The 23,258-nt window shown below is 37.1% G+C and carries 22 protein-coding genes; 5 read left to right on the forward strand and 17 right to left on the reverse strand.

The genetic code is table 11. The features are described 5' to 3' along the window. Positions 1-45: 45 nt before the first annotated feature. From recD2 to IGJ46_RS10090, 4 genes are all read right to left on the reverse strand, one after another. Positions 46-2,655 (reverse strand): SF1B family DNA helicase RecD2, encoded by a 2,610-nt coding sequence (gene recD2 / locus IGJ46_RS10075; RefSeq protein ID WP_218391235.1) that lies wholly within the window; start codon positions 2,653-2,655, stop codon positions 46-48. Between the two features lie 26 nt (positions 2,656-2,681). Beyond that, positions 2,682-3,326, reverse strand: coding sequence for a histidine phosphatase family protein (locus IGJ46_RS10080; RefSeq protein ID WP_010818510.1), 645 nt, complete (start codon positions 3,324-3,326; stop codon positions 2,682-2,684). A 216-nt stretch (positions 3,327-3,542) separates the two neighbouring features. Beyond that, positions 3,543-4,049, reverse strand: a complete 507-nt coding sequence (gene trmL / locus IGJ46_RS10085) for a tRNA (uridine(34)/cytosine(34)/5-carboxymethylaminomethyluridine(34)-2'-O)-methyltransferase TrmL (protein ID WP_002356493.1) — start codon at positions 4,047-4,049, stop codon at positions 3,543-3,545. A gap of 311 nt (positions 4,050-4,360) precedes the next feature. After that, positions 4,361-5,206: a methyltransferase domain-containing protein gene (locus tag IGJ46_RS10090; RefSeq protein ID WP_002362280.1), complete on the reverse strand. Its 846-nt coding sequence runs from the start codon at positions 5,204-5,206 to the stop codon at positions 4,361-4,363. Between the two features lie 129 nt (positions 5,207-5,335). Here IGJ46_RS10090 and cutC point away from each other — a divergent pair, with 129 nt between their 5' ends. Further along, entirely contained in the window at positions 5,336-5,965 is a 630-nt protein-coding gene (cutC, locus tag IGJ46_RS10095) for a copper homeostasis protein CutC (protein WP_002359565.1), read from the forward strand. Between the two features lie 117 nt (positions 5,966-6,082). Here cutC and mgtE read toward each other — a convergent pair whose 3' ends face one another. From mgtE to IGJ46_RS10115, 4 genes are read right to left on the reverse strand one after another with little or no spacing between them, the layout of a single operon-like run. Then, positions 6,083-7,444, reverse strand: a complete 1,362-nt coding sequence (mgtE, locus tag IGJ46_RS10100; RefSeq protein ID WP_002362548.1) for a magnesium transporter — start codon at positions 7,442-7,444, stop codon at positions 6,083-6,085. Positions 7,445-7,474: 30 nt separating this feature from the next. After that, a complete protein-coding gene (locus tag IGJ46_RS10105) occupies positions 7,475-8,368 on the reverse strand; it encodes an RluA family pseudouridine synthase (RefSeq protein ID WP_002356487.1) in 894 nt (297 codons plus the stop codon). Positions 8,369-8,375: 7 nt separating this feature from the next. Next, a complete protein-coding gene (locus IGJ46_RS10110) occupies positions 8,376-9,173 on the reverse strand; it encodes an NAD kinase (protein ID WP_002356486.1) in 798 nt (265 codons plus the stop codon). Between the two features lie 12 nt (positions 9,174-9,185). Further along, positions 9,186-9,860 carry a GTP pyrophosphokinase gene (locus IGJ46_RS10115; RefSeq protein WP_002356484.1) on the reverse strand — a complete coding sequence of 225 codons (675 nt, stop codon included), beginning with the start codon at positions 9,858-9,860 and terminating at the stop codon, positions 9,186-9,188. Positions 9,861-10,056: 196 nt separating this feature from the next. Between IGJ46_RS10115 and IGJ46_RS10120 the strand changes: the two genes are divergently transcribed. Both IGJ46_RS10120 and IGJ46_RS10125 read left to right on the forward strand, forming a co-directional pair. After that, complete coding sequence (locus IGJ46_RS10120) at positions 10,057-10,635, forward strand: CYTH domain-containing protein (protein WP_002356483.1); 579 nt, start codon at positions 10,057-10,059, stop codon at positions 10,633-10,635. Between the two features lie 63 nt (positions 10,636-10,698). Further along, on the forward strand, positions 10,699-11,358 hold the full coding sequence (locus tag IGJ46_RS10125) for a ClpXP adapter SpxH family protein (protein ID WP_002356482.1): 660 nt from the start codon (positions 10,699-10,701) through the stop codon (positions 11,356-11,358). A gap of 94 nt (positions 11,359-11,452) precedes the next feature. On the opposite strand, the gene pepF is transcribed toward IGJ46_RS10125, so the two are convergent. The 4 genes from pepF to spxA form a co-directional block, all read right to left on the reverse strand. Then, the gene (gene pepF / locus IGJ46_RS10130) at positions 11,453-13,264 is read right to left on the reverse strand and encodes an oligoendopeptidase F (protein ID WP_002380671.1); all 1,812 of its coding nucleotides are present in this window, start codon (positions 13,262-13,264) and stop codon (positions 11,453-11,455) included. Positions 13,265-13,311: 47 nt separating this feature from the next. Then, positions 13,312-14,490, reverse strand: coding sequence for a competence protein CoiA (locus IGJ46_RS10135; RefSeq protein WP_010709860.1), 1,179 nt, complete (start codon positions 14,488-14,490; stop codon positions 13,312-13,314). 88 nt (positions 14,491-14,578) lie between these two features. Further along, complete coding sequence (locus tag IGJ46_RS10140; RefSeq protein ID WP_218391237.1) at positions 14,579-15,241, reverse strand: adaptor protein MecA; 663 nt, start codon at positions 15,239-15,241, stop codon at positions 14,579-14,581. 342 nt (positions 15,242-15,583) lie between these two features. Then, positions 15,584-15,982 (reverse strand): transcriptional regulator SpxA, encoded by a 399-nt coding sequence (spxA, locus tag IGJ46_RS10145; RefSeq protein ID WP_002356477.1) that lies wholly within the window; start codon positions 15,980-15,982, stop codon positions 15,584-15,586. 359 nt (positions 15,983-16,341) lie between these two features. Here spxA and trpS point away from each other — a divergent pair, with 359 nt between their 5' ends. Further along, entirely contained in the window at positions 16,342-17,352 is a 1,011-nt protein-coding gene (trpS, locus tag IGJ46_RS10150; RefSeq protein WP_002356476.1) for a tryptophan--tRNA ligase, read from the forward strand. 43 nt (positions 17,353-17,395) lie between these two features. Here the strand turns inward: trpS and IGJ46_RS10155 are convergent, their stop codons facing one another. After that, positions 17,396-19,111, reverse strand: a complete 1,716-nt coding sequence (locus IGJ46_RS10155; RefSeq protein ID WP_002394119.1) for an ABC transporter ATP-binding protein — start codon at positions 19,109-19,111, stop codon at positions 17,396-17,398. Positions 19,112-19,438: 327 nt separating this feature from the next. On the opposite strand from IGJ46_RS10155, the gene IGJ46_RS10160 reads away from it, so the two are divergent. After that, the gene (locus IGJ46_RS10160) at positions 19,439-20,152 is read left to right on the forward strand and encodes an HAD family hydrolase (RefSeq protein ID WP_002356474.1); all 714 of its coding nucleotides are present in this window, start codon (positions 19,439-19,441) and stop codon (positions 20,150-20,152) included. Between the two features lie 36 nt (positions 20,153-20,188). Here IGJ46_RS10160 and elrE read toward each other — a convergent pair whose 3' ends face one another. The 4 genes from elrE to elrB all read right to left on the reverse strand — a co-directional run bounded on the left by elrE (position 20,189) and on the right by elrB (position 23,258). After that, positions 20,189-21,214, reverse strand: coding sequence for a transmembrane protein ElrE (gene elrE / locus IGJ46_RS10165; RefSeq protein ID WP_142956535.1), 1,026 nt, complete (start codon positions 21,212-21,214; stop codon positions 20,189-20,191). Positions 21,215-21,288: 74 nt separating this feature from the next. Continuing rightward, complete coding sequence (gene elrD, locus IGJ46_RS10170; RefSeq protein ID WP_002362542.1) at positions 21,289-22,065, reverse strand: WxL domain-containing protein ElrD; 777 nt, start codon at positions 22,063-22,065, stop codon at positions 21,289-21,291. 39 nt (positions 22,066-22,104) lie between these two features. Continuing rightward, the gene (gene elrC / locus IGJ46_RS10175) at positions 22,105-22,887 is read right to left on the reverse strand and encodes a WxL domain-containing protein ElrC (RefSeq protein WP_002362540.1); all 783 of its coding nucleotides are present in this window, start codon (positions 22,885-22,887) and stop codon (positions 22,105-22,107) included. Then, positions 22,884-23,258 (reverse strand): LPXTG anchor domain-containing protein ElrB, encoded by a 375-nt coding sequence (gene elrB, locus IGJ46_RS10180; RefSeq protein WP_104846388.1) that lies wholly within the window; start codon positions 23,256-23,258, stop codon positions 22,884-22,886. The genes elrC and elrB overlap by 4 nt, the downstream gene beginning before the upstream one ends.

Raw genomic sequence — 23,258 nt, forward strand, 5'->3', positions numbered from 1 at the left:
AAGAGTGCCATAAGTCAAAACGACTTATGGCACTCTTTCCTTTTCTCACATAAATTGATAAGGCGTCGTATCCTTCATTCCAATCATTGGATCAACAGCATTTGTTTGAATAATTTCGACTGTTAGTCGTGGTTCTTTTGATAATGATTCTTCGACAACTTTTGTCGCTTTATTTGCTGTTTCTGGGGTTGACTCTTCCCCTTCATCAGCAAATAGTGAAACTTCTTGTACCGTTGTGTCAACTAATTGCTCGTCTGTTTCTTTGATCTGATTGGCTTTCGTTGATTGCTGTTCAGTTTCATAAGAGACAGCTTTTGTTTCCTTTTCAGTAAATGGATGGTCTGCCGTTAAACCTTCTTCATAGGCTTCTAACTGAGTTCTAGTCGTTAAGGTCATTTGTTCTGCGTTCACGATTCGTTCTTTTAGCATCGTCATGCGACTAGCCGATTCGTTTTTGACACATGTTTCAAAAGCAGAAACCTCACCTAGTAGAATTAATAATTCTTTACTACGTGTCACTGCTGTATACAGCAAATTTCGTTGCAGCATTCGGCTATACTGATGAACCATTGGCAGTAACACCATGCGGAATTCACTACCTTGCGCTTTATGAATCGAACAACAATACGATAGCGTAATTTTATTCCATTCATTTCTTTTATACGTTACTTCATTATTATCAAACTGTAAAACCAACTCGTCCACTTTGTCCTCTGAGTCTTTGGCTAAAGTAATTCCGACGATTTCTCCCATATCTCCATTGAACACATTTAATTCTGGCGTATTGACTAGTTGCAAAACTTTGTCCCCAATCCGATAGACGGTGTCATTCCATTTGACTTCTTTTTTCTTACCATCATTTGGATTGAAGATTTCTTGCATCATCTTATTCAAGGCATCAATGCCAGCTGCGCCACGATACATTGGCGCTAAAACTTGGATATCTTGTGGCGTAAACCCTTTTGCTTTTGCCTTTGTGACGATTTGTCGAATGTATTCTTCAATATGACCAATATCACTTGCAAAGAACGAGCGATCCTTTTGATTTTTTTGAAAATCAGTAGGCAACTTTCCTTCTTTAATTTCATGGGCAAGAGGAATAATACTTGAACCGTCTCCTTGACGATAAATTTCGTTTAGCTCACATTTGGGAATTTCGTTAATTTGCAATAAGTCATGTAAGACTTGACCTGGACCGACAGACGGTAGCTGATCCTTATCACCAACAAAAATCACTTGCATGTTTGTCGGAATAGCTTTTAATAACGTATTGGCTAACCAAGTATCCACCATGGACATTTCATCTACAATTAGCAAACCACCTTCTAATTCTTTGGCGGTTAAACTCGGATTTTTTTCACGACCTGTCAAGCCTAACAAACGATGGATGGTACTTGCAGGTAAACCTGTCGTTTCGTTCATACGTTTCGCTGCTCGCCCAGTTGGCGCCGCTAGCAAGATTGGAAACATCTCCTGCGTATAGTCTTTGAGATCTAATGAAAGACCATTTAGTTCCGCAAACAACGAGACAATCCCATTAATAACAGTTGTTTTCCCTGTTCCGGGCCCTCCAGTTAAAATAAATAACGGTGATTTAATCGCTTCTTCAATCGCTGCTTGTTGCGAGTCTCCATACTGGATATTTAAACGTTTCTCAATTATTCGGATATTTTTTTGGACTTCTTCTTCCTCGTAATGAATTTCTTTTTTACGAGAAAGTAAACGCTGAATCGAAGTACCAATGCCCCATTCAGAAAAATAGAGACTGTTCTCAAAAAGTTTAGTCTCTTCTTGTTGGATTTTTCCATGTTCGACTAACGTAATGATTTCATTGGCCACTTGATCAGGTGAGATTTCCACTGGGCGACTTGCTTCCAAGGTCCGAATCGCTTCTTCTAATAAAACATCTGCTTGAACATACGTATTGCCTGAGCGAATGGAGTGCTCAAACACTTCATGTAAAATCGCCGCTCGAATTCGAACAGCAGAATCCGCCTGAATGCCGATTTGTTCAGCAATATTGTCCGCTCGTTTAAATCCGACTCCCTCAATATCTTCAACTAACTGATAGGGATTTTCTTGAATCACAGAAAGGGTTTCTTCTTGATAGGTTTGATAAATTGAAAAAGCTAACTGACTACCGAAGCCGTATCGATTTAGTCCCACAATCACTTGCTCCATCCCGTGATTCAAGCGAATTGTTTCGACGATTACTTGACGTTTTTTTTCATTTAAAACAGTAACTTCTTCCAAAACACTCGGGTCATCAATAATTCGGTCAATCGCACTTTCCCCTAATACTTCAACAATTTTTTCAGCTGTTCGTTTACCAATGCCAGGAAATTTATCACTTGATAAATAGTTAACCACCCCACTAGCCGAAGTCGGTCTTTCTTGCTGATAACTATCCACCTGAAACTGTCTGCCATAACGAGGATGGTCCACAAAATGACCAAAGAAACGATAGGGTTCCTCTTCTTGAACTTGGCCAAAACTTCCAGTTACTACAATTTCTTTTTCTAAATAATCTGTATTTGTATCGGTCACATTTACAAGAACGACTTTATAAAAATTACTGGGATTTTCAAAAAAGATTGCTTGTACAGTCCCAACAATAAAGGCTTTTTCTTCGTCCTCACCAAAAAGTGTTACCACTACAAGCCCTCCTTTCTGTTGTGCGCTTATTGTGCCTTTTCTTTAGCTAAAAAAGACGTATCATTCCATAACGTTAAGTCGTACGGCATGTTCCTTGATGCCTCTTTTGTTTCAAGGATTGAGAGGCTATTGTTTAACAGCCCGCCCATTGTCCGTAATTCTGATAATGGTTTACCAGCCATCGCTTGGATTGCCGCCGTCAGCGCTGCTCCGTGTCCGACAAATAGAACTGGACCTTCGTGCTGTTTCGCCGCTTCAGCAACTGTTTCTGAAATCCGTTGAATCGCTTGCTCGATTGGTTCACCATCAAAAATTGTTGGATTATACAAATCTAAACGATGCCGTAAATGATCTAATTCTTCTCCATAAAAATTACGCATTTCTTCAATATATTGTCCTTCTAAACGACCTAAACCTAATTCTTTTAAGCTATCTGTATAAACAATTTCAACTGGACGATTCAATTCTTGTTGAATTCCCCGCGCAGTATTTTTAGCACGTAACAGCGGACTAGAATAAATTTTTTCAAACGGAATATCTTGTAAATATTGGCCTAATTGTTTAATTTCATCATAACTAGTTGGTAATAACGGCGAATCTCCTGTCATTCCTTGAAATCGTTTCTGTTGATTCCATTCAGTTTTTCCATGTCGTGTAAAATATAATTTCATGTAACTTCTCCAAACTTCTTTATCTCTTCATATGTCTTTCTAGTTTATCACTTCCCTGCGAAAATATCCATGGAAGTTTCTAGTAATCCAAGCAAAATAAGCCTAGAACAAAAATCTAAATTGTTTTTTGTTCTAGGCTTGGAAATTGGCCAACAGTAAAAATAAAACCACTTTCTTCTGACATTTTTGAAAAAAGCGCTACTGTCTTAACTTTTTTTAATCCAATTTATCATTTTCATAATGATGCGTCAGTTCTAAGTTCGGAAAATTTTGCTGACGTAAGGCTTCATAAACAATTAGTGCGGCAGTGTTAGAAAGATTCAATGAGCGCACATGTTCATCATTCATAGGAATTCGGATACACTTTTCTTCGTTTTCTCGCATAAACGTTTCTGGTAAGCCCGTTGTTTCTTTTCCAAAAAGGAAATAATGGTCCTCGCCATCATTATAATTGACCTCGCTGTACGTTTGGTGAGCAAATTTGGTTACTAAATGCAAGTGTTTGCCTGCCACATGGGCTAAAAAGGCAGCCAAATCTTTATGATACGTAATATTTACATCATTCCAATAATCTAATCCGGCACGTTTTAAGTGTTTATCATCTGTTGAAAATCCTAAAGGTTCAATTAAATGCAACGGTGTATTCGTCGCTGCACATGTCCGTGCAATATTTCCAGTATTTGCTGGAATTTGTGGTTCAAATAAAACAATATGGTTCGTCAACTATCTTCAGCTCCTCAAATATCAATCGTGTTCATTTTAGCATAAATTCAAAATAAATAGCGCCCACAATACTTATTTTCAAAAAAAACCGCATGACGCGATGATGTCAGGCGGCAGCTATTCTAACCAATAAAAAAAACGTACCGTCTCGGTGTCTAGCACGGCGAGTCGTTACGTTAGTGAAGGTCTCTTCACTAACTTTTATCAGAACAGGACCCTGATAAAAACCAATGAAAAAACAACTTGTAAGTAATATAACACCAATGTCACTTTATTGCAAGACTTTTTTAGGATTTTCTTCACAAAAAAGTCTATCTTTTACGACCTACTAACAAGCGGACGTCAATCGTGATTTTTTCCAATGGTCGCTGTTGTAGCTCGGCTTTAACTTCTTGAGAAACTTGCCACTCTAATGGCGACATTTCTAATAAATCCAACCGTCTTTCCTCGGGAATGTCAAAGCAATAAGTTATTCGTTCATCTACTTCCACAGCTAATTCCTCGGCAAAACGTTGGACTACTTTTTGATTGGAATAACTTTGTTTCTTTTCGTCATTGGGATAAAAAGCCGCTCGTAATTCCTTTAAGTAATTCTCTTCAGGAATAATTTTAATCACAGTCCCATCAGCTTTTAGTACTCGCCGAAATTCTTGATAATGTGAAGGAGAAAAAATATTCAAAATCGTATCAAGCCCTTCATTCGCAAATGGCAAATTCGTTAAATCCGCCACACACCAAAACGCATCAATTGGCTGATTACTTGCTAAATAGATTCCTTCCTTTGATAAATCAAACCCGATTTTCAGTCCAGATAAGCCTGCTTGACTTAACTCAGCTAGAAAACTCCCTTCACCACAACCAACATCGACTACTGTTTTATTTTGAGGAAGATAGTGCATAATTTTGTTTAAAACAGGCGCGTACATGCCACTTTGAATCATTTTTCCTCGAGAAGTAAACATTTTTTTATTATATTCTGTCTGAACGCCATGATTTAGAAAGTATAGCGTACCTTTCTTGGATAAATCAAATTGATGCCTCTGTTGACAAATCAGACCAACCCCTTCTACATGCATTGGTTCATGACAAGTTGGACAGCGAAAAACGGCTGCTTCTTTTTTCAATAATTGTTGTGCTCGTTCAATTTTCTTTAACATTTAAAACTCCTTACGTTCATTAAATGAACATTTTCTCTTATAAAAAGTTGCACTCTTTTTTTCAGGGCTATGGTAGTAAGCAGAATTATGGTACAATGCCTGTGAAGAAAAAGCAAGGAGCGATAAGAAATGATTAAAGAATTCTGTGCCGAAAATTTCACTAAGATTCCCCAAGCCATTCAAAAAGGTGCGAATCGCATCGAATTATGCGATAACTTAGCCGTGGGTGGAACGACGCCAAGTACTGGTGTTATTGAAGAAGTCTTAGCATACGCTGGCGAACATTCTGTACCAGTGATGACAATCATTCGTCCTCGTGGCGGCAATTTTGTCTATAATGATATTGAATTAAAAATTATGCATACCGATTTAATCGAAGCAAAGAAATTAGGAACCGACGGCATTGTTATTGGCTGTTTAACTGAGGACGGTTGGTTAGATGAAGAAGCTTTGGACTTATTCATTGAAACAGCTGAAGGCTTGCAAATCACTTTCCATATGGCTTTTGATGCCTTGTCGAAAGAAAACCAATTTAAGGCGATCGACTGGTTAGCTGAGCGTGGTGTGACACGTATTTTAACTCATGGCGGGCCAGCTGGTACCCCTATCGAAGACAACTTTGATCATTTAAAAGAATTAATTGCCTACGCAGATCAACGGATTCTTATTTTACCAGGTGGCGGTATTTCCACAGAAAACGTTCAAACTGTGATGGACACTTTAAAAGTCACAGAAGTCCATGGCACAAAAATTGTTTAATTTCTTGTATCTAAAAAAGTGAGGTAGCCGTCGTATTAACGGCTATCTCACTTTTTTGATTTCAAGCAAACCAACGAATCCTTTTACCTCAGTCTCATGATAAATAAGTGCAATTTTTTAAACAAAATAACGCATAAACATGCTGGCAATATTAAAATAAATTAATACACTGGTTAAATCACTTAAGGTAGTAATAAACGGGCCACTGGCAACTGCGGGATCAAACCCTAATTTATCCATTAACATTGGGATTAAACTCCCTGCCAAATTCGCCACAGTAATTGCACAGAGCATTGCCATCCCAATCACAAATCCAAGCGGAAGATTATGTTGCCACACGCCAACCACAATCATAATGGTTAAACCTGTCACAGCCCCCGTAACTAGTCCCGTGAGTACTTCACTTAAGATTAAGCGACCAAAATTACTATCCTTTTCATCTTTCATAGCCAAACGGCGTACCGCGACCGCCAATGATTGTGTCCCGGCATTGCCGGCTGTTCCGGTAATTAAAGAAATAAAAACGGCTAAAATACTCGCTTCGCTAACTAACGACTCATAATTACTGATTAACGAGGCCGTAGACATCCCTAAAAACAGCAGCGTAATTAACCAAGGTAATCGTTTAGAAGCGGCTTTTAAAGGGTTCTCACTAACTTCTTCAACGTCGACCCCGGCTAAACCAGAGTAGTCGCTAGCGGCTTCATCATCGATAACATCAATAATATCATCAACTGTTACAATCCCCAACAAATGATCATCATAATCTGTAACTGGCACAGCTAAGAAGTCATAGTCACGAATTGTTTGCGCGACATCTTCTTGGTCATCGCCAACATGAACTGAAATAACCCGTTCATTCAAAATATCAGCAATCAAGGTATCATCATCATTAACAATTAAATCCCGCAACGAAATAACGCCGACTAAATGATTTTCTTGGTCGACTACGTAAACGTAATAGATTGTTTCCGCCATGTCCGCTTGATTCTTTAAGACGTACATCGCAGAACGCACTGTTTGATTCGCCACAATCGAAACAAATTCGGTGGTCATAATCGCCCCAGCAGTTTCATCTTCGTAATGAAGTAACTCTTTAATTTCGCCTGCTTCTTCACTACTTAACAAACTAAGATATTTCGCCTTTTGACTCTTATCTAACATATTTAGTAAATCCACCGCATTATCGGTATACATCTCAGCTAACATATCGGCTGCATAACTTGGACGCATTTCAGCTAAATAATCTTTCATATTCTCATTATCTTCTTCGATAACATCAAACATATCCGCTAGTTCTTTCGGAGATAGGTAATTGTATAAATGTTGTCGGTCTTTTTCATCTAACGATTGGTAAAATTGTCCTTGTTCATAAATGTGTAACGCTAAAAATAGCTCACGAAATTCGTTCATTTGTTGATTTTTTAGCGTTTCTAAAAGAAGGGCAAATTGCTCTTCCATTTCTTGGCCTTCATTCATCTTACACTTTCCCCTCCTGCCTCTTTATTATTATAACGTATCATCTACACTTTTCATATCCTCCGCTAGTGGGGAAATCAGATGAACCGTTTCTTTGGTAAAAGGATGAGTAAAAATTAGTTCCATGCAATGCAACGCTTGCCGCTCAATTCCTTGATCCATCTTTCCATGATACATCTCATCCCCTAACAATGAACAGCCAATTGCTTCAAAATGTACCCGAATTTGATGTGTTCGTCCTGTATGGAGCTGAATGCGCACAGCTGCTGCTTGGGCTCCTCTTTTTGCGAGCCAATATTCTGTACTAGCAAATTGACCTGTTTCGATAACTTGGCGTTTTAATAAAGAGGACAAGTCGCGCCCAATTGGCTTTTCAATCAATTGATGCTCGCTTAACTGCTCAATCGCTCCACCAACAAGGGCATAATAAATTTTTGTCACCTTTTTTTCTCGTAATTCTTGGTCAATTAAAGCATGAGCAAAGCCGTGTTTCGCAAATAACATCAGCCCAGAAGTATCTCGATCTAAACGAGTCACGACATGAATAACTTGATTCACGTAATTTTGACGCTTGTAATAGCCCTTAACACGATTCGCCATCGTTCCTGAAGGATGATACTGAGCAGGTATCGAGGCAATGCCAGCAGGCTTATTAACTACTAAAAAATGATCATCTTCAAACACAATTTCAATCGGTTCATCATCTGTTAATAATGTCTCATGTTCCGCTTCATCTGGAATCGTCATTTTAACGACATCGCCAGTTTGTAAAGGATAGATGGCATTTTGAACGGTCCCATTCACTTGAATTTTACCACCCTGAAATTTCACCTTTGCTAATAACCCTTTTGAAACACCTTGTTCCTTTAAAAAATATTTCACTTGTTGTGTTGTTTCTTTGTCATATGTCCATTGAAATTCCATCGTTTAATTAATCCTCACCAATAAAGGCATCTTTCACTCGATGCCAAAAATGCATGTGCCGATAAGAGGCAAAATGAATCCGTTCGTCTGCAATTCGATAGCAGACAGAAGCGATATTTTCTTGATAAATATCTAATTGGTCCACCGTGACAAAATAATCATCACTTTCCTGTAATTTAATCTCCAGCCACTCCGTATGTGCGATTACAATCGGTGACCCCAATGTTCGAAAGACACGATTGTTTAAGGAGGCGATTTCGGTTAACTGAAACGCATTAATGCTAGGATGCAAAACAGCCCCACCAATACTTTTATTATACGCAGTAGAGCCGGTTGGGGTCGAAATCGACAACCCGTCACCACGAAATCGTTCAAACAGTTCGTCTTTAATAAACACATCGCCTACCATCGTCCGGTTTCCTCGTTTAATTGTCGATTCATTTAATGCTAAAAAATGTTTATCTGGTTTCCCATCTCTAAACCGAATCCGCACATCTAATAATGGATAACTCGTACTTTTTTCACGATGAATACACAAACTCTCAACTAGTTCTTTTAATTCATAATCACGCCAATCTGTATAGAAACCCAAGTGTCCGGTATGTACACCTAAGAAACTTACTTCGTTTAACAGATGATTAAATCGATGAAAAGCGGAAAGAAGCGTACCATCTCCGCCGACTGAAATCACAAGTTCAGGTTGACGATTGTCTATTTGAATTTGGTTTTGCTCTAATAGTGTTGTCAGTTGTTTTGTGACTTGTTTCGATTTTTCTTCCGAGTTATGAACAATCGCCACTTTCATAAGCAGACTCCTTTACTGATTTTCTGGTGTTTCGTTTTTAATTTGCTTATAGTATTCGTTTTCTAGCAATCCACGGCCATGAGAGAAATAATGTTGTGCTTCTTGAATTTCTTCACGAATAGATGACATTTCTTCATCTAATAAATAGGCTGCCTCTGCCGCTCGCTGAAGGCGTTCTTTCATTTCTTCAGGAAAGACACCTTGATATTTATAATTCAAAGAATGTTCAATCGTTGCCCAAAAATTCATGGAGAGTGTCCGAATTTGTATTTCGGCCAAAATAATCTTTTCCCCGGTGACTAATTGCACAGGATATTCCACTACCACATGGTACGAACGATAACCACTTTCTTTTTTATTTTCAATGTAGTCACGTTCTTCCACAATTTTTAAGTCTTTACGATTTCTTAAAAGTGCGACTACCTGGTAAATGTCTTCCACAAATTGGCACATAATCCGCAAACCAGCAATGTCTTGCATTTCTTCTTCAATCCGATTTAAAGGAATATGCCGAATAGCCGTCTTTGTCAAAATACTATCTACTGGTTTCACACGTCCTGTAACGAATTCAATTGGTATGTGTTTATCTTGCTCCCGAAATTGTTTACGAATACCTCGTAGTTTTACTTTTAATTCGCTGACCGCCTGTTCATATGGCGCTAAAAACAGCTCCCACTCTCGTTCCATGGTAGATCCCTCAATTTCCTTGAATTTCATTCACTGATTATTTTACCACAGTCCTCCCTAAAATAGGGTGTTATTCGCTATTTGATTTCCAAACGCCTTTCATTAGAAAAATTTTTCACAGAGAAGACCACTTTTCTTGACGGAAACCTATATAATATGTGAAAATTGGAGTGATTTAAGAAAGAGAGAGAACCCCATGAGTGAGCACTTAGAAATTGAATTTAAAACATTAGTTAGTCCGCAAGATTTCAAACGATTAATCGACCATTTTGCTATTCAAAAAACGGACTTTTTTACGCAAACAAATCATTATTTTGATACGGACGATTTTCAATTAAAAGCACAACGAATGGGCTTAAGAATTCGCGTATTAGCAGATCGTGGTGAGTTAACCTTAAAAGTTCCTGCGCCAGAAGGATTATTAGAAATCAATGACCCTTTATCGCTTGAGACGGCGAACCACTTTATCAAAAGGAATCACCTCCCTACTGAGGGGGCTGTGGCGAAGAAATTACAAGAATTAGGTATTGAAATCGCCTCGATCCATTTAATTGGTTCATTAAAAACAGCACGTGCAGAAAAACAAATTCCTCAAGGACTACTTGCGTTAGACGAAAGTTGGTATAACCAACAGCACGATTTTGAATTAGAGTTAGAAGTTACTGAAGCTGAAAGCGGCAAGCAAGCGTTTCAAACATTAATGGCTGATTTGAACATTCCCATTACGCTTGCACCTAACAAGATTCAACGCATGATGCGGACCACTGCCCCTTAGTATTCGAAGCACTGACGTTCTGGCACCTGTATTTGAAAAAGCATGGCATTGGAGGAAGTATGAATGGTTGAAATTTATTTGTTCGTCAATCCTTTAGGCGGCGTCTGTTTAGAAATTGAAAAAGAAATTATACAATTGTCTGTTAACGACAAGAAGAAAATACAATTGCGCTTTATTCCTTTATTAAATATGAAAACGATCAATGAATTTTTGAGTCGTCAACATATTCCGATTAATGACATTAAACGACGGAATCGAATTTTTGAAGATTTATACTCAGCCGCTCTTGACTATAAAGCAGCACAGTTACAAGGCCGAAAAAAAGGCCGACAATTGTTGATTGGCTTACAAAAAGCAGTAGCTGAAGACGGTCTAGCTTACTCTCCTGAGTTATCAGAAGAACTACTTCTAGCGGCTGGCGGGGATATTGATATGTATCGTAAAGACCGACAATCCGATTTTGTCAAAGAATCTTTCCAAACCGACCAAAAAGTTGCTCGAGAAATGGGGATTAAACAACATCCTACCGCAGTCGTTTACAACTATACTTGCGAGAACGATTTCGGCATTTTAGTCGAAAATTTTGAAAACATGGATGAAATTAAACAACTTTGTCGTGTCCATCCACATAACGAACCGTTGCTGGACCAAGGTGACGCAACCTTTGAATTTAAACGTCGCTCCAATTATCATTTTCCAAATGGACATTTACATTTATTATAAAAAAGATGCTGCGAGAAAAGCGGTTAACTGATTATCTTAAGAGTTAAAAAGTGGGCTATAAGTCATTTCGACTTATAGCCCACTTTTTTTTTGTCTATAATTTTTCAACCAAAGCTTCTAATTCCGTTAAACGTTCTTCAAAAACTTTCATTGCATCTTCGATATACGCGGCTTGTGTCATATCCACGCCCGCTTTTTTCATCACTTCAATTGGGAAGTCACTACTTCCTGCTTTCAAGTAGTTAAGGTACTTCTCTAAAGCTCCTTCTTCTCCAGCTAAAATATGTTTAGACAATGCCGAAGCGGCTGAGAAGCCAGTTGCATATTGATAAACATAGTAATTGTAATAAAAATGTGGAATTCTCGCCCATTCGTAACTGATTTCTTCGTCTCTAACTACTTCTGGTCCATAATATTTAGCATTGAGCTCGCCATAATACTCACTCAAATATTCACTTGTTAATGGCGTGCCTTTAGCATCTTCCGTGTGAATAAAATGTTCAAATTCCGCAAATTGGGTTTGACGGAAAATGGTTCCCTTAAAGCCGTCTAAATAGTGATTTAAGACATACGCACGTACTTTAGGATCTGTTTCTGTTTGTAATAAATATTCTGTTAAAATATTTTCATTTGTGGTTGAAGCAATCTCAGCTAAGAAAATTGAATAGTCGCCATAAACATACGGCTGATTATTTCTTGTATAGTAACTATGAACACTATGGCCCATCTCATGGACTAATGTAAATAGTTGATCCAAACTATCATGCCAATTCATTAAAATGTATGGGGCTGTGTCATAAGCTCCTGAAGAATATGCGCCACTTCGTTTTCCTTGATTTTCAATCACATCAATCCAGCGACTTGAAAAAGCTTCTTTAACAATAGATAAATAGTCTTCACCTAGTGGTTTTAAAGCCTCAATTGCTTTTTCTTTTGCTTCTTCATAGCTGTAACGAATTGGTGCTTCACCTAGCAAAGGCGCATACAAGTCGTACATGTGTAATTCTTCTACGTTTAATAATTTTTTTCTTAATTTTACATAACGATGTAGCAAAGGTAAATGTTTATTTACTACAGCTACTAATGTTTCGTGAACACTTTCAGGGATATGATTACTTGCTAAAGATGCTGCCCGAGCAGAATCATAATTTCTAATTTTTGCTTTATAATTATGCGTTTTAACATGTGCACCTAAAGTTGAGGCTAAGGTATTTCTAAATTGTTTGTACACTTTGTACAAACCTTTAAATGCTGCTTCACGAACAGATGGATCGACACTTTCCATTAACTGACCATAAACGCCATGAGAAAGTTGAATCGTTTCGCCTTCAGCATTTTGCACAGTTGGAAATTCTAAGTCTGCATTATTTAAAATTGAAAATGTATTACTTGAGGCACCAAAAATTTCACTAGCCCCCGCCAGTAAAGCTTCTTGTTCCATCGATAAAACATGGGGACGTTCATCTAAAATATTTTGAATATAGTGACGATAAACAGCTAATTTGGGCTGCTCTTCAAAATATCCCCAGATTTGTTCATCACTTAATGTTAAAACCTCTGGGTCAAACCAAGAAACAGCTTCACTAACTTGTGCATATAAAGAACTAGCTCTGGCATATAAAGCTTGGTAAGCTGTATTTGTAGTGTCTTGATCATTTTTTAAATGAGAATAGACATATAATGTTTCCACTTTTCGATAGACATCTAAAACGTATTCTAACGCAGCTAGAAAAGCTTCTGCACCATTCCCTAAGGTTCCTTTAAATGATTCTGCTTGATTTAGCTCTTCTGTCAACTGATTATACGCAACATCAAAAGCAGCATCATCTTTAAAAATTTTGGTTAAATCCCAAGTCAATGGAGTTGGAACTTCATCACGTGTTGGTAATTGTTTAATTTCGCTCATAGTTTACTCTCCTTTAAGAAACGTTTTACTCATTATACTATCATAATTTAACACGTGTGACTAAAAAAATGTTGTTTTTTCACTTTTTTTAGCCAATGAATGAGCTTTTCAGGATCTTCTCTTAGGAAAATACTAGTTATTAGGTACTTATTGTTTACTTTAATTAACACATAACATTCTTGTAACCATCTCAATAAGCTATTCCCCACGATTTTAAAAAGCTTTTTTAAGCCAATATTCGGCAGTGGCTGCCAAACAAAGTTCCCTTCTTCAAAAAAAATAGCTTCCAAGATACGCCATAGTTCCTGTTTGGTCACTAAACGCTCTTCTTCGGTTTTTAGTGCTTCCCAAACAAGCATTTTTAAATGAATATCTTCTTCAGAAGAAGGTAATAGCTTCAATCCAGGATAGTAAAACCAAGGAGGTAACTGGAGAAGGTGACAACCTTTCGTGTATAAAAAGCTCTGTGTTCTAAGCAACTGAGCATTTCTGTAACCAAGTTGTTGCGTCAATTTTTGATAATAATCATGCATCAATTGACCAGTGTGCCGTCTATCTGGCAGTAAATTTAAATTAGCGGTCGGTAGTCGGAAGATTTCTAGTAATTTTTTTTCGTAAAAATCCCATGATTGTTTTCTTCTATAAAATTGTTGACATTGACTCTCTTCAATATGACAAAGTAACTCTATTCGTTCTTGTTTCTTATTGGCCGTCCATAAATAAAATCCCAAGGACTCCGAAAAGTAAAGAAATTGTTTCGTTAATTGCGTGAGCTTGTCTTTAGGTACTAATCGTTCACCTAAAATCCAAACAACTTGATAGCCATGAGTTTGATAAGTCTCCGTCCGTTCCACCAAACGTTTAATTGGCAATGGACTACATTGAATTTCAATGGCTATCTTCCCAATGAGTAAATCTGGGCGTTGCTTCAAGTTGGGTAAGTATGCCTCAACTTGAAAGGACAGCTTTTCGCGTAAACACTTTTCCGCAAAAAGCTGCTTCAAGCGGAGGTGTTCTTCTGTTTCAGCTTCTGCTTCGTACCAACAACTATTCTTTTTGCGATGAGCAAAATGGGGTATTTTAATGGGGCCTGCCTTCAAAATGACCGATTGATGACACATTGGACACACAAAAGCTTGTTCGCTTCGTATCTGTGTTAATTCATCAATCGAGCAATCGATTAAAGAAAATAATTCTTGGTTGTCTGCCGTTAAAGCTGTTAACATGATTTTCACCTCTCATAAATAAACTACGCAAAGTTTCTTAATTTTCATCAAAAAAAAAGCAAAAACTCGAAAGTTTTTGCTTTTTTGCTTAATCATTAAAGTAATAACGTGTTAATTCCAACGCACTGCGTTCCATAATACAAGTGCCATATTCGACTAAAGTATCCTGAGTGACAGTTGTTTTATGAGCAAATTCTAAAATCTGTGCAATTTCATTGTCAACATTTGTTTTTTCTAATTCATCGGTTAAGAACAAAACTTGTAAGTAATAACGATCGTTGTACGTGTATAAGTTAGTCAAAACAGATTGCATGAAGACTTCTTTGGATAATTGGATCATCGCTTCAAAATTATCTAATTCAAAGATTACATTTCTGTTTGTTTCATCTGTGGCTTCCATCTCATCAAGTTCATCGGCGGCTGATTTGTCTGCTTCAATTTGTTTGCGAATTAATTCGCTAACATCTGCATTGACTTCGCTCAGACCTTCTAAGGAAGACAAGTCGTCCATAGCGACATTTTTACTAATAAACAGTTCTAAACCATCATTTTTAGGCAAGACTTGGAAAGTGACTGCTTCACTACCTTGGAATTCATCTTCGACATCAACTTCTTCTAAAATACTATAAAAGAAATTTTCAACATCTTTGTGGTTTCCTAGTAAGTCAAGAAAAGTAATCCCTCTATCCGCCAGGTCTTCGTTGCCAATTAACACACGAATCGTATTTTCATTAATATGTTCCATTTCCATAGCGCTACACCTCTCTTTGCTTCAATCAGGAAACTTCTTACGTTCATTGTAGCGAAAACTACACAAAAGTAAAGTGGAAAGTCTATAAATCCTCGAAAACTAGCGAACGTTTTATAAACTTTGAACTTTTTTAACGATTGGTTTTTCGCTCCTTCTACCTCTTCATCTTAACGCAGTCTCTCCAAAAAAGATACTATTTTTCCTTGACCACGTTCTGCCAAATCAAATGAATACAAGTTCTAAATATGTATTAAAAAGCCAGAGATAAAAATCCCTGGCCCTAAATTCATATGAATCGTTCTTTATTACAATTAACAAATAAAGAACAAAATTTTATATTTTTTATAAACCTGCCATTAATTGTGCTTGGCGCAATTCCAGTTGTCGAACATCTCTTGGTAAGAATCGGCGAATTTCATCTTCGTTAAAACCGACTTGTAATCTTTTCTCATCAATCATAATTGGCCGACGCAACAATCCAGGGTTTTCTTGAACCAACTCTAATAAATCTTGAAGTGGAAGCTCGTCCAAATCCATATTTAATTTTTGGAAAACTTTAGAGCGAGTAGAGATAATCTCTTCTGTTCCATCTTCTGTCATGATTAAAATTGCTTTTAATTCCTCAATATTTAAAGGTTCAGAAAAAATATTTCTTTCTTTAAAAGGAATTTCGTGCTCTTGCAACCAGGCTCTAGCCTTACGACATGACGTGCAACTTGGGGAAGTATAAAGTGTCAACATTGTGCATCACTCCTTTTCGCGAATCATCGCGTTTCTGAAACAGGGAACTGTACTGTTCCTCTATTTAAAACCAGTATACCTAATTTCTAATAAAAATACTAGGGGTTTTTAAACATTTTTTATTAACTTTGTTTATTTTTCCTTCATTACATCCGTGTAAAATTAGGGTTAATTTTTATGAAATTTTATGGATATTCGTTATGATTCTGTAAAAAAGTAATACAGTTTTCTATTTTTATGGTTGCTGTTATAATTTACTTCTCTTGGTGATTTTTCAAGAAGTTCCCATGTATTTTTTTCTAATAAAATGTATAATAGAACTATTCACTATCTTAAGTCTAAAGTCAGGTGGTTATTTAATGAAAACAATTTTTTCTGGTATTCAGCCCAGTGGTACTCCGACAATCGGAAATTACATTGGTGCAATGAAACAATTTATCGAATTACAAAATGAATACAATTGTTATTTTTGTATTGTGGATGAACATGCCATTACCGTTCCCCAAGAACCGCAAAAGCTACGTCAACAAATTCGTAGCTTAGCAGCTCTTTACCTAGCGGTTGGTTTAGACCCACAAAAAGCAACAATTTTCATACAGTCTGAAGTGAGTGCCCATGCAGAAGCTGGTTGGATCATTCAGTGCAATACTTCTATTGGTGAGTTAGAGCGAATGACACAATTTAAAGATAAATCGCAAAAAAATGGTCGTGCTGGCGTAAGCGCTGGTCTTTTAACATACCCTCCATTAATGGTTGGTGATATCGTGTTGTACAATGCTGACTTAGTGCCAGTCGGAGATGATCAAAAACAACATTTAGAATTAACACGTGATTTTGTGGAACGCTTCAATAAACGTTATGCCCAAAAAAATCAAGAAATTTTAACGATGCCTGAAGTAAAAATCGCTGAGCAAGGTAGTCGAATTATGAGCTTACAGGAACCAACGAAAAAGATGAGTAAGTCTGATACAAATGTGAAGGGCTTTATTTCAATGCTTGATGAGCCAGCAGTGATTCGCAAAAAAATCCGCTCTGCTGTAACTGATTCAACTGGTGTAATTGAATATAATAAAGAAGAAAAGCCTGGTATTACTAACTTACTAAATATTTATTCTGCTGCGACAGGTCAAACTGTTGAGGAACTTGTTCAAGCATACGAAGGCAAAGGCTATGGAGACTTCAAAGCAGATTTAGCAGAAGCAGTAGTTGCCTTATTAGAACCTATTCAAGTGCGCTACCAAGAGCTTCTAGCTTCAGAAGAATTAGATATGATTTTAGATGAGGGCGCAGAAAACGCTCGCCTGGTAGCCAACAAAACACTTCAACGAATGAAAAATGCTGTTGGTTTGGGAAGAAAAGTTCGGCGCTAACTAAACATAATAAAAACCCGCGAAGTTTTATTCGCGGGTTTTTTTATGTTCTAAATTGAGCATCGTACAGCCGACGATAGTGACCTCTTTGCGCGTACAAAGTTTCATGTGTTCCATCTTCTAAAATTCCTTGGTCACTCACTACGATTATTCGATCAGCATGTTTAATCGTTGCCAGTCTGTGGGCAATAATTAATGTTGTTCGCCCGTCAGCTAACGAGTTTAATGACTCTTGAATCACTTGCTCTGTTTCTGTATCTAATGCAGAAGTCGCTTCATCTAGAATTAAAATCGGCGGGTTCTTCAAGAACATTCGCGCAATTGCCACTCGCTGCTTTTGACCGCCCGATAATTTCACGCCACGTTCGCCAATAATTGTGTCCAAGCCATCTGGCATTAGCTGAATTACATGTTCTAAATGTGCTAATTTCACCGCTTGTTGAATGTCTATTTCTGTAGCATTTAAATTCCCATAAGCAATATTTTCTCGTAATGTTCCAGGGAATAAAAACACATCTTGTTGAACAATTCCAATCTGCTTACGTAATGAAGCCAAGGTCATTTGCTGGATATTTCTACCGTCAATCGTAATTTCACCACTACTGACTTCATAAAAACGAGGCAACAGATTGCACAAGGTCGTTTTTCCTGAACCACTTTGTCCAACGAAAGCAACGGTTTCACCAGGTTGAATTTTTAAATTGATATGGTCTAAAACTTTTGTGCCATCTTCATAAGCAAATGAAACATCTTTATAGGCAATCGTTCCTTCTAAATGCGAAACAGCAACAGCTCCTGGCAAATCTTTGATGGACGGTTGTTTGTCCATTTCTTCCGTAAAACGTTTAAAGCCAGCAAATCCTTTGGGATAGCTTTCAATCATATTGTTGACTTTTTCAATCGGCCGAATAAAAATATTGGCTAATAAAATAAATCCTACAAACTGTCCTTCTGTAATTTCTCCTTTAATTGTATAATACGCACCAAAAATTAATGAAAATAAATTTATCAGACGAATTAATAAGTAATTATAGGCGGAACTGACACCCATCACTTTATAAAAATATAATTTCGATTTTCGATACATTTGATTTAAATAATTAAACTGTTTTCGTTCAAATGGTTCATTTGCAAAAGATTGCGTGACACGTATCCCACTTACTGACGCTTCAATCCCAGCATTAAATTCACCTAAATTATCGTAAATATCCGTATTCGCTTTTGTCATTTTCTTATTAAAATAACCTAGCGCAATCGTGATAAATGGCAATAAAATAAACGTAGCGATGGCTAATTTCACGTGAATGGTTAACATTAATAGAAAAGAACCTGCTAACGTCATAATCGTAATAAAGACGTCTTCTGGACCATGATGCGCCACTTCCGAAATTTCAAAAAGATCAGTGGTCAAACGGCTCATTAATTTCCCTGTTTTTTGATTATCATAATACTCAAACGGTTGTGTTTGCAGATGTTGATATAATTCTTCACGCATATCTGTTTCAATATTCACGCCTAACATATGACCAAAATAAACCACAATAAATTGTAAAAACGTATTGATTATATAAAATGCAAATAAGCCCGCACTAGCTAATGCAATGAGGCGAAAATCTCCTTTTGGCATAATCTTATCAATTACTTGGTTGACTGCTACTGGAAAAGCCAACTCTAACAGCCCCGCAAAAACGGCACACCCAAAATCCAAAATAAATAATCGACGATAAGGCCGATAATACCCAAAAAAACGCTTTAACATAACTCCCTAACTCTCCCCCTTCATTCTCATTCATTATACGGAAAAAGACTGTCTCTTGCAAAATTCTAACTTCTATCAGAACACGTGTTATTTAAGTAACTTTGACTCAAAATCATTTTCACAAACTTTTCATTATCAGAATATTTTTTCATTTATCGTTTCCATTTTTTCGGTAAAAATAACTATAATTGTCTTTTCCCACAAGGCTTTGATTTCTGTACAAAACCTTGAAATACAGTGAAAAATACTCTATTTATTTGTGAAAATATCGGCTACAATATAACATATGAAAAGTTTTGTAAAAAAGTTAAGAGGTGCACTTGTTAAATGAGAACCATTGTTTTTGATGTTGATGACACGCTGTACGATCAGCAACAACCCTTTCGAAATGCGATGACTAAAATTTTCCCAAACGTTGCGACAGAGGATATGCATGAATTGTATCTTCGTTTTAGACACCACAGCGATGAAACGTTTCCGAAAGTTTTAGCCAATGAATGGTCCCTAGATTTCATGCGGTTTTTCCGGATGAATGAAACATTAAAGGATCTAAACTATCCAGGAATTTCACAAGAAGAAGGAAAAATTTTCCAACAAGTTTATGAAGAAGAATTGGATAATATTACGATGCATCCAGAAGTTACTAAGCTTCTTGATACTTTACAAGAGAAAGAAATTCCGATGGGGATTATTACAAATGGTCCAACAGACCATCAATTTAAAAAAGTTAAACAATTGAATCTTGAAAAATGGGTTCCAAGCCAAAATATCATTATTTCTCAAAGTACGGGTTTTCAAAAACCTGAAAAGGAAATTTTTGATTTAGCCTGTAATCAATTTTGTATGGAACCTGAACATACTTTATATGTTGGTGATAGTTATGACAATGATATTGTAGGCGCACGTAATGGTGGCTGGCATTCTCTTTGGTTTAACCACCGCTCTCGTGAACTACCAAGTTGCCAACCTGCATCACACCTTGCAGAAGTCACTTGTTTCACCGAACTTTGTCCGACTGTGGAGAAATTATTTAATCTTTAAAAAAAGCCGCTCTTCAAATTGAAGAACGGCTTTTTTTTATTTATTTTTTTGTTTTTTCAGACGTAAAATGATGAACAGGCAGATTATCAGTAAAAGGATCAATAAACCGATTAAGAGATAAATAAGTTTAGATTCCGTTTTTTTGACGGTTACATCTTTCTCATTAAATGTTTCTGCTTCCTCTTTTGAGATCGTAAATTCTTTCGTAAATTGCCATTTTTTTCCTGAGCCTTCCACAGTCATTGCCAATACATACGTTCCAGCTTCCATTTCATTTTCTTCATAAGGAATAGGGAAATTAAAAATTGAATTGGGCGCCATTTGCATATCTTCTTGTTCTTTCTCTAAAATAACGTTATTTGTTTTCTTATTTTTAACATTTGCCGTTACTTTCATTGATTGAAGATAGGCTGCTTCATGGTTTAGCAGTGTTGCAGAAATAACACTGCGCGCATTTCTTTGCGTCGGTTCAACTTTCTCTAAAGACAATTCTGGTTGTACAACTGTTTCATTTTCTCGAAGTAAAACAGCTACTGTATAGGCATAGCGATTTTCAATTGCTAAGCCGTTTGTATTTTCTTTTTGCTTGTCTTTCGTTTCATCGACTTTTTCACTAAACGTGATCCCGCCCGCTAGTTGCCCTGAAAACTCTTCTTTAGGCATCTTCACTCGCAATTCAACTACTTTTTCACTTTTAGCAGGCAATTCAACACTCTCACCGCCGTCTTTCAGTTGAATGATTTCTGATAAATCTGCTGGTGCAGATTTATCTAAAGCTGTCAACGACTCGCCATATTCAATCACTCCGTTGCTGTTTGTTGTGGCCGACTTCACACTAACATCAATCACTAAATTTTCATCTGTACTATTGGCCGCTCGAACTTTCAAAATTTGTTCTTGGTTTGGTTTCATCATTAAATCAAAATATGTTTTTGTTTTATCTATTTGGTTTTCTGGAATTTCTGTTTCAACACTAAATCGTAATTCTGCTGCTGAGGTTTCAATCCCAAAAGCAAAGAAATAAAAACTTAGGATCATCAGAATAAAATATCTATTTTTCATTTCGCTCTACACTCCATTTCTATGTAAAGGAGAAAGGCTGAGTTCCCCTCTTCCTTTCTCCAAAAAGGTTCTTTTTATACTGGCGTATTAGCTAATGTCCAAGTAATTGTTGTTTTGTAGGCATCGTTTAATTTAACTGATTTACCTGGCACTTTTAATTGAACATCTTTCATTACTTGACGGCCGTCAACTTCAGCAATTGAACTAGCATTGCCGTATAAGTATGACCATTTTCCGGCACCTTGATCTGTTGCGGCTACCATCACGTTATGACTTTCACCCACTGTACCAAAAGTTACGCTCGCTAAACTTGTTGGTGCAGCGCTTTGTCCTGCTGTCACAGCTGAAGCATTCTGAAAGACAATTTCAGTTCCTTCAAGCGTCTGACCTTTTGTAGCAGAAGTAAATGCAGAATTTTGTTTTGCAGATAAAGTCCAGCCTTCTAAAGTTCCACGATTATCTGTAATTTGAGCAAATAATGGGCCCGTTTTTTCAACATTATTTTTATCTTTTAAAACTTGTGCTGATGCAAAATAGATTTCATCTTTTGTGCTGATGATATTTTCACCAAAGTTTAAACTTGAAGCATAGTCCAAGGTTAAGGGACCTGTAGAACCTTCATCAACTGGTTTGTCAGGATTTACTGGGTCGATAGGTGTCACAGGATCTTTGCCGTCTTTGTCTTCTGGATCCACTACAGGATTTTTGCTGTTGGGATCTTTTTCATCTGGTGCTTTAAATTTTACAATAGCATCTGTGTCGCGATTAGCCACTTCCTCTGCTTGAACTGGTAGTGTGCCTACCGCGATGGTTGCTAAAATTAAGCTGCTTGCGATGGTCATTTTTTTCATGTTAGTGCTCCTTCTCTTCTATTGTTATAGTTTCAATAATTATACGCTTGGTAAATCAGCGATTGTCCATGTTAAAACAGTTTTGTATTGAACAGCATCTTTTGGTGTTGCTCCTGGTACAGTTAATGTGATTGCTGTATTTTTATCTACGCTTTCACCGTCAACTTCCACTTTTTCAATCCCACCGAACGCACTAAGCCAAGTTCCAGAACCTTGACCTTCAGCGGCAGACATCACATTTGATGAATCGCCAGCTACTAAAGTTACTTCATGCGCAGTTGGTGTGACTGCTTTGGAATTAGACACTGCTTTGTTTTGACTTAATTTAATTTCTGAACCGTCTAAAACTTTATTTAATGTTTCTTTTGTCGCTGTTAATTGTGTTTCTTGTTTAACTGTTAAGGCCCAACCGGCATTCGTTCCGCGTTTGTCGGAAATTTGTACATAATTTGGTTTAGGATTAGTCAAATCAGGACCAGAACCGTCTGCCAAGAAAAAGTATTGTGGATTTGCATAATATTTTTCATCTTTATTTGAAATTTTATTTTTGCCAAAGTCTAAACTAGAAGCATAATCGATACTTAGTGGACCAGTTGTTCCTTCATTTGGCTTATTACCAGTGTCTGGTGTCGTTGGGTCAAAGGGTTCAACAGGTTTTTCGGTATCTGGATTCACTGGATCGACTGGTTTGTTGATAGAGGTATCCGGCGTAAATTCTACGATGGCATTTGATTCATAGTTTTTTTCTTCTGCATTCACTTCTGGTGCAATAGCCACGCCTAAAGTGATAGCGGGGATTGTTGATAAGATAATTTTTTTCATTTTATTGTTCCTTCTTTCTTTTTTTTTAAAATAAAACTAGCCATAAAGATGACTATTATTCCGAGATAATTAAACATTTGTTGCTGTTTAGTACCAGTTCGAGGTAAGAAGCCTGAGCCTTTTTGATCAACCGTTTTACTTGTTGAATGCTTCAATGATTCTCCACTCACTGCTGGTATTGCTTCCGACTGCTTGGGGAAACGCTGTGGTATCTTACCATCTGGTTTTTCTTTGTTGGCTGGTGGTTCATACTCGCCATAAAAAGAAACTTCTGCATTTGTCGGATAGGCATTTGTTTCAGCAAATACATCAACTGATGAAATCAATCCTAATAGCAATACACCGCTAACTATTTTTTTGATAAGACTCAC

The organism is Enterococcus sp. AZ120, from assembly GCF_050546165.1.
Classification (GTDB): Bacteria; Bacillota; Bacilli; order Lactobacillales; family Enterococcaceae; genus Enterococcus; species Enterococcus faecalis.